The 11,163-nt window shown below is 61.8% G+C and carries 7 protein-coding genes; 2 read left to right on the top strand and 5 right to left on the bottom strand.

Annotation, left to right across the window (positions count from 1 at the left end; genetic code table 11):
• Positions 1-514 precede the first annotated feature (514 nt).
• Complete coding sequence (locus B2M20_RS02765; protein ID WP_079445574.1) at positions 515-1,030, top strand: septal ring lytic transglycosylase RlpA family protein; 516 nt, start codon at positions 515-517, stop codon at positions 1,028-1,030.
• 240 nt (positions 1,031-1,270) lie between these two features.
• Here B2M20_RS02765 and B2M20_RS02770 read toward each other — a convergent pair whose 3' ends face one another.
• Positions 1,271-3,487, bottom strand: coding sequence for a primosomal protein N' (locus B2M20_RS02770; RefSeq protein ID WP_079445575.1), 2,217 nt, complete (start codon positions 3,485-3,487; stop codon positions 1,271-1,273).
• A gap of 263 nt (positions 3,488-3,750) precedes the next feature.
• Between B2M20_RS02770 and B2M20_RS02775 the strand changes: the two genes are divergently transcribed.
• The gene (locus tag B2M20_RS02775) at positions 3,751-4,716 is read left to right on the top strand and encodes a tyrosine recombinase XerC (protein ID WP_079445576.1); all 966 of its coding nucleotides are present in this window, start codon (positions 3,751-3,753) and stop codon (positions 4,714-4,716) included.
• Between the two features lie 32 nt (positions 4,717-4,748).
• On the opposite strand, the gene lpdA is transcribed toward B2M20_RS02775, so the two are convergent.
• From lpdA to B2M20_RS02795, 4 genes are all read right to left on the bottom strand, one after another.
• Positions 4,749-6,152, bottom strand: a complete 1,404-nt coding sequence (gene lpdA / locus B2M20_RS02780; protein WP_079445577.1) for a dihydrolipoyl dehydrogenase — start codon at positions 6,150-6,152, stop codon at positions 4,749-4,751.
• Between the two features lie 101 nt (positions 6,153-6,253).
• On the bottom strand, positions 6,254-6,751 hold the full coding sequence (locus B2M20_RS02785; protein WP_079445578.1) for a hypothetical protein: 498 nt from the start codon (positions 6,749-6,751) through the stop codon (positions 6,254-6,256).
• A gap of 19 nt (positions 6,752-6,770) precedes the next feature.
• Positions 6,771-8,057: a 2-oxoglutarate dehydrogenase complex dihydrolipoyllysine-residue succinyltransferase gene (gene odhB / locus B2M20_RS02790; RefSeq protein WP_079445620.1), complete on the bottom strand. Its 1,287-nt coding sequence runs from the start codon at positions 8,055-8,057 to the stop codon at positions 6,771-6,773.
• Positions 8,058-8,169: 112 nt separating this feature from the next.
• Positions 8,170-11,127, bottom strand: coding sequence for a 2-oxoglutarate dehydrogenase E1 component (locus tag B2M20_RS02795; protein WP_079445579.1), 2,958 nt, complete (start codon positions 11,125-11,127; stop codon positions 8,170-8,172).
• Between the last annotated feature and the right edge of the window lie 36 nt (positions 11,128-11,163).

Consider the following 11,163-nt stretch of genomic DNA (forward strand, 5'->3'; position numbering starts at 1 on the left):
TAAAATCGCGGCTTTGCTAACATAGCGCGCGCGCAGGTGCAATATGACGGCGGCGTGCGGCGATGCCTTGTCGCATGGCGTCGGATTCAACCGGTGTTGGAAGTTCGGTCGGTCAATCGCGCGAAGCACAAGGCGCATTCCTGCGTACAGTCATTCGGTTGGCAAATGCTGCGTCAGGACAAAAGCAATCAGACCCTTGCCATGGCGGTTTCTCTACACGGCTGAGCCAAGCTTAGTGCCTAGGCGCGCTCCGCAGTACTTAATGAATGGTCACTGATCCAACGCTATAACTTTCTTTTACAGTATATTGATGTATATTATCATGTATATTTTATTAATATATGTATTGTCACGATTAGTGGACGAATCCATCCCGATCAAAAGATATTTCATCCGAGTCACGAAGCAATTCCTTGCCCATTTTACGCCTTAGTTTGAGGATCAACCCTGCCGCGACGAAAAAGTCAGGGGTTTCACTTGCCGCAGGGGCGGCAATACTTTCAAGGGTCCTTCAATGTTGTACTCGCAAAAGACGACCTTAGGGTTTCTCATCCGGCCGCGTACGTTGGCCGCCGTGATCGCCGCAAGCGTTTTGATTGCAGGCAGCGTCACCGGGGCATCGGCCCGGTCGAGCAACCATCATCGGCATCACCACCACCACCATCAGGGGCATTATGCGAAGAGCCACGGCATCAGCGGATCGTCCTGGTTGAACGCCAATGCTTCTTTTGGAAGCTCGGCCCATTCGAGCCGATCGTTCTCTGGCATGGCCTCCTATTACGGCAATGAAGCCGGTAGCCGCACCGCATCCGGCCAGCGTTTCAATCAGAACGCCATGACCGCCGCCCATCGCCATCTGCCGTTCGGAACCAGGCTGCGGGTCACCCATGGCAGCCGCAGCGTGGTCGTCACCGTCAATGATCGCGGTCCGTTCATCCGCGGTCGTGTGCTGGATCTTTCCAAAGGTGCCGCCCGCGTGATCGGTTTGACCGGCAGCGGCGTTGGCCGGGTGGTCGCCGAGGTCATGTAAGTCCCGCGCCAAAGGCATTTTCCGGGCAAGCGGCGTCCGGAAATTTCTTTGATAAGGCCGAATAGGAAAGCTGTGGTCACCTGTTCGGCCCTTCGCGCAGGCTCATGGCTTGCCGGGGTCGGAGTTGGCCTCGGTCCGATTCCACATGAGCGCCTCGCGATGTCCCGATCGTCTGACAGATCGGCTGAGTCGTTCGCGGGGACGGGGCGCGTCGGTGAACCGGAGTGCTCGAAAGGGCTGCTAGAGAAAGCTCTGGGGATCAATATCCACTTCGAGCTTGAGATTGCCCCTTGTCTTCGGCGCAGACGCGAGCCAGCCGCGCAAATAGCCGGAGAGGTCCACGCTGCGCGCCGACTTCACCAGCAGGCGAAATCGATAGCGTCCCTTGATCAGGGCAAGCGGCGCTTCCGCCGGTCCGAGTACCTGAATGTCCTTGTCGATCGGCGCGATTGCGACGAGCCGGCGGGCGAAGCTCTCTGCGCTCGGGCGGTCGCCTGCGGATATGATCAGGCTGGCCAGCCGGCCAAACGGCGGGTAGCCGGTCCGCTCCCGCGCCGCGATTTCGCTGGAATAGAACGCCTCGCGGTCGCTCGCGACCAGCGCCTTCATCACGGGATGTTCGGGCTGGTGGGTTTGCAGATAGCCGATGCCGTGACCCTGCTCGCGGCCGGTGCGACCGATCACCTGATTGAGCAGTTGAAAGGTTCGCTCCGCGGCGCGGGGATCGCCGTTGCCGAGACCGAGATCGGCGTCAACCACTCCGACGAGGTTCAGGCGCGGAAAATGGTGTCCCTTCGCCACAAGTTGGGTGCCGATGATGATGTCGACGCGGCCCTCCGCGATGTCATTCAACTCCGAGCGCATGGTCTCGATCGAGGTGATCAGGTCGCTCGACAGCACCATGGTGCGCGCGTCGGGGAATAGTGCGGCGGCCTCTTCCTGCAAGCGTTCGACTCCGGGGCCGACCGCGATCAGCGATTCCTCCGCCGCGCAATGCGGGCATTGATTCGGGCGCGGCATTGAGAAGCCGCAGTGATGACATACGAGCCGCCGACGGAAGCGGTGATCCACGAGCCAGGCATCGCAGATGGTGCAGGCGAAGCGGTGGCCGCAGGCGCGGCACAAGGTCAGCGGCGCATAGCCGCGGCGATTGAGAAACAGCAGCGCCTGCTCGCGCCGCTCGATGGCGGTCCGAATCTCTTCGGCCAGACGCGGAGAAATGAAGCGGCCGCGCGACGGTCCCTCGCGCCGAAGATCGATCAGTTCGATCTGTGGCAAATGCTGACCGCCGAACCGGGATGTCAGCGCGATGCGCTGGTAGCGTCCCTTGCGCGCATTGACCTCGCTTTCGACGGACGGCGTCGCCGAGGCCAGTATGATCGGAATCTTCGCGACATGTGCGCGAACCACGGCCATGTCGCGGGCGTGATAGCGCACCCCTTCGTCCTGCTTGTAGGCTTGATCGTGTTCCTCGTCGACGATGATCAATCCGAGGTTAGCGTAGGGAAGAAACAGCGCGGAGCGGGCGCCGACCACAACCTGCGCCTCGCCCGCCGCAATGGCTGCCCAGTTGCGCGCGCGGGTGCGCGGCGTCAATTCGGAATGCCATTCCAGCGGCCGCTCGCCGAAGCGGGTGGCGAAACGGTCGCGGAATTGTCCGGTCAACGCAATCTCGGGCATCAAGATCAAAGCCTGCTTGCCGCGGCGGACGGTTTCGGCGACCGCTTCGAAATAGACTTCGGTCTTTCCGGAGCCGGTCACGCCATCCAGCAGCGCAACGTGGAACGTGCCGTTTGACGCCAGCGTGCGCATGGCGTCCACGGCCGCTCGCTGCGAGCGGGAAAAGTCGGGGACGGCGAAGTCGGGATCGGGCGGCGGGGGCGGCGGCGCACGCGGCATTGGCTGGATTGTCAGCGTGCCTTCGTCGACAAGACCATCGACGACGCCGGTGCTGACGCCCGCTTCCTTGGCCGCATCGGATTTTGCACGCAGCAACCCATCCGACAGGACTTCCAGCAGCCGCCGTCGTGCCGGGGTCATGCGTCGGGGCGGCTCGCCGCTCAGCCGCACGCCTGGTCGCGCCCGCTCCGGCCCGAGCTGTTCGCCCATCCGCAGGCTCATGCGCATGACCATGCCGCGCGGCGACAATGTGTAGTTGGCGACCCAGTCGATCAGCGCGCGGAGTTCGTCCCTGAGCGGAGGTACATCGAGCTTGTCGGAGATGTCCTTCAAGCGGTTGTGCAGGCGCGGATCGGGTGCGGGATTCTCGGCCCAGACCACGGCGACCACCTCGCGGGGGCCGAGCGGCACCGTCACCACGTCGCCGGGCCGCACCTCCATGCCGCTCGGCACGCGATAGGAATAGGCATGATCGATCGCAACGGGAACCTGCACATCGACGATGCGCGTCGTCGATGACGATGCCGGGAATGTGCCATTGCGCGAAGAACGGTCCATCCGGAGAATCGGCCTCTGTCGGGAGTGGCGGACAGCTTAGAGCCTTTCCGCTCCTGACGGAATCAGAAGCGGAGCGCTATCATTTTGATCTAACGCGTTTTCTTCACGCGAACCGGTATCCATCCTCGAGTCAAGCCCGAGGACATGCTTCGCTCGAAAACGCTATGGGAGGCACGGCGCCATGGCCAGCCGGCGGGAAAGTTAGCGAAGGATAAACGAAAGCGGCGCGATATGATCTCCGGACTTATAGGCAAGGTGCGAAGATGGCGAAAGTCGCAGATCCGCTACCAGATCTCGCCTGCACGGCGTCGGATGTCGGGCAGCAAATCGTGCGATGGCTGGCGCATCTGCGTGCCGAGCGTCGGCTGTCGCCAAAGACGCTTGAAGCCTATGCGCGCGATGTTCGGCAATGCCTGATGTTTCTCGGCCAGCACTGGGGCGAGTTGGTGACGTTGAAGCGTTTCGCCGCGCTCGAGCCAGGCGATATCAGAGCCTTCATGGCCGCGCGACGCGCGGAGGACATTGGTGGCCGCTCGTTGATGCGTTCGCTGGCGGGGCTGCGTTCGTTCGCGCGATTTCTGGAACGGGAAGGGCTCGGCAAGATCGGTGCGCTCGGCGCGATCCGCGCGCCGAAGGTTGGCAAGAGTCTCCCGAAGCCGATCCATATGAGTGCGGCGAAGCGTTTCGCCGACGCCTCCGAGCGGGCCGGCGAAGATCGCGAGCCATGGATCTGGGCACGCGATGCAGCCGTCATGGCGCTATTGTACGGCTCGGGCCTGCGGATTTCCGAGGCGCTCGGGTTGAAGCGCCACGATGTGCCGCAGCCTGGCGCGGGCGACGTTCTGGTGGTTACCGGGAAGGGCAACAAGACGCGGATGGTGCCGGTGCTGCAGAACGTGCTGGCGCTGGTTCATGAGTATGTGGCGATGTGCCCGCATTCGCTGCCGCCGGAAGGACCGATCTTCGTCGGCGCGCGGGGCGGCCCGCTCAAGGCCCGCATCATCCAGCTTGTGATGGCGCGGATGCGCGGCGCGCTCGGTCTGCCCGACAGCGCAACGCCCCATGCGCTGCGCCATTCATTCGCGACGCATCTCTTAAGCCGCGGCGGCGATTTGCGCGCGATTCAGGAACTGCTTGGCCACGCGTCGCTCTCGACCACGCAGATCTACACCGGCATCGACAGCGAGCGGCTGCTGGAAGTCTACAGGACGGCGCATCCCCGCGCCTGACCGACGATCGCGGTGCAGGCAGCTCGCCATCCTCACATATGAATGGCTCGTTTGCCGACTGCGAGGGCGGCTTCCTTGATCGCTTCCGATCGCGTCGGGTGCGCGTGGCAGGTGCGCGCGAGGTCTTCCGCCGATCCGCCGAACTCCATCAGCACGCAAGCCTCGTGGATCAGTTCGCCAGCCTCTCGGCCGATGATGTGAACGCCGAGCACGCGATCGGTTTTCGCGTCCGCGAGGATCTTCACAAAGCCGTCGGTGGTCTGGTTGACCTTGGAGCGGCCATTTGCCGTGAACGGAAACTTGCCAACGGCATAGGCTATGCCGGCCTGCTTCAGCTCCTCCTCGGTCTTGCCGACCGATGAAACCTCGGGCGTTGTGTAGATCACGCTGGGGATCACGTCGTAGTTCACATGGCCGGCCTGGCCTGCGAGGATTTCCGCGCACGCCACGCCTTCGTCCTCGGCCTTGTGCGCCAGCATCGGTCCCTTGACGACGTCGCCGATGGCGCAGATGCCTTTCACGCTGGTCGCAAAATGCGCGTCGATCTCCACGCGGCCGCGCTCGTCGAGCGCGACGCCTGCCTCCTTCAGGCCGAGGCCGTCGGTGTAGGGCGTGCGGCCGATCGCGACCAGAACCACGTCGGCTTCGATTGTCTCTGCCGCACCGCCTGCGGCGGGTTCGACCTGCGCCATCAGCGTCTTGCCAGATGTATCGACGCCCGTGACCTTGGTGCCGAGCTTGAATGCAAAGCCTTGCTTTTCGAGAAGGCGCTGAAACTGCTTTGCGATTTCGCCGTCCATACCGGGCAGGATGCGATCGAGAAATTCCACCACCGTGACCTGAGCGCCGAGGCGGCGCCACGCCGAGCCGAGTTCGAGGCCGATCACGCCGGCGCCGACGATCAGAAGCTTGCCCGGCACCTTGTCGAGCGATAGAGCGCCGGTGGACGACACGATGCGCTTTTCGTCGATCTCAAGGCCCTTGAGCTTCGCGACATCGGAGCCGGTGGCGATCACGATGTTTTTCGTCTCAACAGTTTGGGTCTTGCCGTCGGCGACCGTCACTTCGACCCTGCCGGCACCGAGAATTCTGCCGGTGCCGCTGATGACGTCGATTTTGTTCTTCTTCATCAGGTACTCGACGCCCTTGACGTTGCCGTCGATGCCCTGCTGTTTGAAATTCATCATCGCGGGCAAATCGAGTTTGGGAGCAGATACGCCGATGCCCATTTTTGCGAACGAATGTCCGGCTTCCTCGAACATTTCAGAGGCGTGCAACAAGGCTTTCGACGGCATGCAGCCGACATTGAGGCAGGTGCCGCCAAGCGTCGGGTTCTTCTCGACCACGGCGACCTTCATGCCGAGCTGCGCCGCGCGAATGGCGCAGACATAGCCGCCGGGACCGGTGCCGATAACGATGAGGTCGTAAGTCGCCATGGTCTCAGATCCTGTCGTTTCAATCCTTGTGCCAGACGATGGCGCTGGCGATTTCGTCCGCCAATACGAAGTTCGAAACTACCTGGCTTCAAGAGTGCGTCTCAGCCGTTGTCCGGCCCGGGGAGCAATTTTGCACGCTGGTCGAAGAGCATTCCCCCGATGAGCCGGTTGACCTCGTCAGGATCCGCTCCGTCCTTGATCAGCTTTCGTCTCAAGGCGTGGGCTTTGTCGAGGTTGCCAAGCTTTTTCTCAATTACCGATTGTTGCTTGTCTTCAGCTTTTGTTTTTTCCTGATCGGCCATCGCTCGTCGTCTCTGATTGTCATGGTAGAACAACGCTCGCGACAAGACCCAGTCTGCGGATTTTTTCGAGATGTTTTCGAAAGATCCGAGGACATCGAAGAGATTTTCATGGGCGATGCTTTTAACTTCCCCGCTGTATTCGGAGACGTACATATGTGCGGCGGATGGCCCGTGCTCAAAACTCAAACAAGCCAGATAAAACAACTCTAGAATGACTGCATTCAACTCCAGATCGATTGAGGTCAAATGACCAAACTCGGTGGTTTTGGTATTGGACTTCAGCAAGACTTGCGTCATGTGGTTCCCTTAGCTTGAACTACAGATCCAGCACCAATCGCGCCGGGTCTTCCAGCGATTCCTTGACGCGCACGAGGAAGGTCACGGCCTCCTTGCCGTCGATGACGCGGTGGTCGTAGGAGAGCGCCAGATACATCATCGGGCGGATGTCCACCTTGCCGTCGATCGCCACCGGCCGCTCCTGAATTTTGTGCATGCCAAGGATGCCGGCCTGCGGCGCGTTCAGGATCGGCGTCGACATCAGCGAGCCGTAGATGCCGCCGTTGGTGATGGTGAAGGTGCCGCCCTGCATCTCCTCGATTTTGAGCTGGCCGTCGCGGGCGCGGCGACCGTAGTCAGCGATGCTTTTCTCGATGTCGGCGATCGATTTGTGATCGCAGTCGCGCACGACAGGCACCACCAGGCCCTTGTCGGTGCCGACGGCGACTCCAATGTGATAGTAGCTCTTGTAGATCAGGTCGCTACCGTCGATTTCGGCGTTGACGGCCGGAATGTCCTTCAACGCCTGGACGATGGCTTTGGTAAAGAAGCCCATGAAGCCGAGCTTCGCGCCGTGCTTTTTCTCGAACGCGTCCTTGTAGTGCGTACGCAGCGCCATGACGCCGGTCATGTCGACCTCGTTGAAGGTCGTCAGTATCGCGGCGGTGTTCTGCACCTCCTTGAGGCGGCGCGCGATGGTCTGGCGTAGCCGCGTCATCTTCACGCGTTCCTCGCGCGAGGCGTCATTCGGAGGAGAGGGCGCGCGCGCCTGCATGGTGGCAGCCGGCTGGTGGACCGAGGTCGGGGCGGAGGCCGCCTTTTCGATCGCCGCCAGCATATCGCTTTTGGTGATGCGGCCGTCCTTGCCGGAGCCCGGAACGGTCGAGGCGTCGATGCCGCTCTCGGCGGAGAGTTTACGCACCGAGGGGGCGAGCGGGGCATCAGCCGGCGCTGCGGTGCCCGGCCTGGGTTGCGGCTCCTCCGGGCCTGCGTTGATCGGTTTCGTGGTGTCGGACTTAAGGTCCGGCCGCCCGGTTGTTCTTTCGGCGGCGATGCCTTGCGCCTTGGCCGCCGCTGGTTTTGCCGACGCGCTGCCATCGGTTATCTGTCCAAGCAGCGCGCCGACGGCAACCGTCTCGCCCTCCTTGGCGACGAGCTCGGCGAGCGTGCCGGCGGAGGGCGCGGGCACTTCGATAGTCACCTTGTCGGTCTCGAGCTCGACGAGCGGCTCGTCGACGGATACGGCGTCGCCGGGCTTCTTGAACCATTTTCCGATGGTTGCCTCGGTCACCGATTCGCCGAGCGTCGGAACGCGTATCTCGGTCATGGTTCTCTTCCTTTCGTCATAGCCGACGTGTCCCGAAAAGACAGCAGTATGGATGCCAGAAAACATCCGCAACAAGTGGGCTTCGCGTTTCAGTCCGACATGACTGTTCGTGTCAGTTCAGCGCCTCGTCGATGAACGCCTTGAGTTGCGCAAGGTGCTTCGACATCAATCCGGTCGCGGTGGCTGCAGCTGCGGCGCGGCCGGCATAACGCAGGCGTTTGTTGGATGCGCCGATCTGGTTGAGAACCCATTCGAGGTAAGGCTGGATGAAGTGCCATGCGCCCATATTGCGCGGTTCTTCCTGGCACCAGACGATCTCTGCGTTCTTGAAACTGCCGAGGACGTGCACCAGCGCCTTCAGCGGAACGGGATACAATTGTTCGATCCGCATCAGGTACACATCGTTGATGTTGCGCTTCTCGCGTTCCTCGTAGAGATCGTAGTAGACCTTGCCGGAGCACAGCACCACGCGACGAATTTTGTCGTCGTTCACCAGCCTGATCCTTTGCTCCGGCGGCATTGCCGCGTCGTCGTAAAGGATACGATGGAATCCGGTGTCGGCGCCGAGTTCGTCGAGACGCGATACCGCCCGCTTGTGACGCAGCAGCGACTTCGGCGTCATCATGATCAGAGGCTTGCGGATCTGGCGTTTCAATTGGCGGCGCAGCGCATGAAAATGGTTGGCCGGCGTAGTGATATTGACGACCTGCATGTTGTCTTCCGCGCACATCTGCAGGAACCGCTCCAGCCGCGCCGACGAATGCTCCGGTCCCTGGCCCTCATAGCCGTGGGGCAGCATGCAAACGAGACCTGACATGCGCAGCCACTTGCGTTCACCAGAGGAGATGAACTGGTCGAACACCACCTGCGCTCCGTTGGCGAAGTCGCCGAACTGTGCTTCCCACATCGTAAGCGTGTTCGGCTCCGCGAGCGAATAGCCATACTCGAAACCGAGCACAGCTTCTTCCGACAGCAGCGAGTTGATGACCTCGTAGCTGCCCTGGTTCTTGCCGAGATGATTGAACGGCGTGTAGCGACTCTCGTCTTCCTGATCGAACAGCACCGAATGCCGCTGCGAGAAGGTGCCACGCTCGCTGTCCTGGCCGGACAGGCGGACGTTGTGGCCCTCCAGCATCAGCGTGCATAAGGCCAGCGCCTCGGCCGTCGCCCAGTCGAGGTCGACGCCGCTCTCGATCGCCTTGGCGCGATTATCGAGAAAGCGCTGCACCGTGCGATGCACCCGGAAACCGTCCGGCACCTGCGTGATGTCGCGGCCGATCTCCTTCAGCGTCTCGATGGCCGCGCCGGTGACGCCACGGCGCGGCTCCTCGTTCTGATCGGCGAGCTTGAAGCCGGCCCACTTGCCGTCGAGCCAGTCGGCCTTGTTCGGCTTGTAGCCGGTGCCGGCCTCGAATTCAGCGTCCAGCCGTGCGCGCCAGTCGGCTTTCAGCTTTTCGATCTCGCCATCGGTTATGACGCCTTCAGTGGTCAGCCGCTTGGCGTAAAGTTCGAGCGTCGAGGAGTGCGCTGCGATCTTCTTGTACATCGTCGGATTGGTAAACGAGGGCTCGTCGCCTTCGTTGTGACCGTGGCGGCGATAGCAGAACATGTCGATTACGACCGGCTTGTGGAATTTCTGCCGGAATTCGACCGCGACCTTCGCAGCGAACACCACGGCTTCCGGATCGTCGCCATTGACGTGGAAGATCGGCGCGTCGATCATCTTCGCGACGTCGGACGGATAAGGGGATGAGCGCGAGTAGCGCGGATAGGTGGTGAAGCCGATCTGGTTGTTGACAATGAAGTGGATCGAGCCCCCGGTGCGGTAGCCCTTGAGGTCCGACAGGGCGAAGCATTCCGCCACCACGCCCTGTCCCGCGAATGCGGCGTCGCCGTGCATCAATAGCGGCAGCACGGAGTTGCGCTGTTCGGGAGGATCGCCGTGCTGGTCCTGCTTGGCGCGCACCTTGCCGAGCACCACCGGGTCCACGATTTCCAGGTGCGAGGGATTGGCGGTCAGCGACAGGTGTATCCGGTTGCTGTCGAACTCGCGGTCGCTCGAGGCGCCGAGGTGATACTTGACGTCGCCGGAGCCTTCGACCGCCTCCGGATTCACCGAGCCGCCTTTAAACTCATGGAACAGGGCGCGATGAGGTTTGCCCATCACCTGCGTCAGCACGTTCAGCCGTCCGCGGTGCGGCATGCCGATCACGATTTCCTTCACGCCGAGATTGCCGCCGCGCTTGATGATCTGCTCAAGCGCTGGGATCAGCGATTCGCCGCCGTCGAGACCGAAGCGCTTGGTTCCCGTGAACTTGACATCGCAGAACTTCTCAAAACCCTCGGCCTCGATGAGCTTGGTCAGGATGGCGCGCCGGCCTTCCGGCGTGAAGCTGATCTCCTTGTCCGGCCCCTCGATGCGCTCTTGAATCCAGCCTTTCTGCTCGGCGTTCGAAATGTGCATGAACTCGACGCCCAGCGTCTGGCAGTAAGTGCGCCGGCAGATCGCCACGATCTCGCGCAGGGTGCCGTATTCGAGCCCAAGAACGTGGTCGAGGAAGATCTTGCGATCCATGTCGGCTTCGGTGAAGCCGTAGGCACGTGGATCGAGTTCTTCGTGATCGCGCGCAGGTTCGAGACCTAGCGGGTCGAGCCTGGCATGAAAGTGCCCTCGCATGCGGTAAGCGCGGATCAGCATCAGCGCGCGCACCGAATCGCGCGTAGCCTGAGTGACGTCGGCGCCGGCGAGCGCCGAAGGTTTCGCTGTCGTCCTCTCCTGCACCCTGGCGTCCACGGTCTTTTCGAGCCGAGCCCAGTTGCCGTCGAGCGCTGAGGTGAGGTCGTCCTGGGGAGCTGGCGGCCAGTTGGCCCTCGCCCAGGATGGGCCTTCCGCGTTCTTTTCGACGTCCTGCGGAGGATCCTTCAGACTTTTGAAGAATTCCTGCCACTCGGGATCGACCGAACCGGGGTCTTTTTCATAGCGGGCGTAGAGTCCGTCGATGTAGCTGGCATTCGCGCCCTGCAAGAACGAGGAAAGGGCAAATGCGGCATTCGCATCCTGGCGAGACATATCGCGTCCTGACGATTTCGGTCATGGGCGTAACAG

This window comes from Nitrobacter vulgaris, assembly GCF_002028545.1.
GTDB lineage: Bacteria > Pseudomonadota > Alphaproteobacteria > Rhizobiales > Xanthobacteraceae > Nitrobacter > Nitrobacter vulgaris.

Excerpts from the sequence above, each read along its gene's own strand:
- B2M20_RS02765 (WP_079445574.1), top strand. The coding sequence starts at position 515 with ATGTTGTACTCGCAAAAGACGACCTTAGGGTTTCTCATCCGGCCGCGT.
- B2M20_RS02770 (WP_079445575.1), bottom strand. The coding sequence starts at position 3,487 with ATGGACCGTTCTTCGCGCAATGGCACATTCCCGGCATCGTCATCGACG.
- B2M20_RS02775 (WP_079445576.1), top strand. The coding sequence starts at position 3,751 with ATGGCGAAAGTCGCAGATCCGCTACCAGATCTCGCCTGCACGGCGTCG.
- lpdA (WP_079445577.1), bottom strand. The coding sequence starts at position 6,152 with ATGGCGACTTACGACCTCATCGTTATCGGCACCGGTCCCGGCGGCTAT.
- B2M20_RS02785 (WP_079445578.1), bottom strand. The coding sequence starts at position 6,751 with ATGACGCAAGTCTTGCTGAAGTCCAATACCAAAACCACCGAGTTTGGT.
- odhB (WP_079445620.1), bottom strand. The coding sequence starts at position 8,057 with ATGACCGAGATACGCGTTCCGACGCTCGGCGAATCGGTGACCGAGGCA.
- B2M20_RS02795 (WP_079445579.1), bottom strand. The coding sequence starts at position 11,127 with ATGTCTCGCCAGGATGCGAATGCCGCATTTGCCCTTTCCTCGTTCTTG.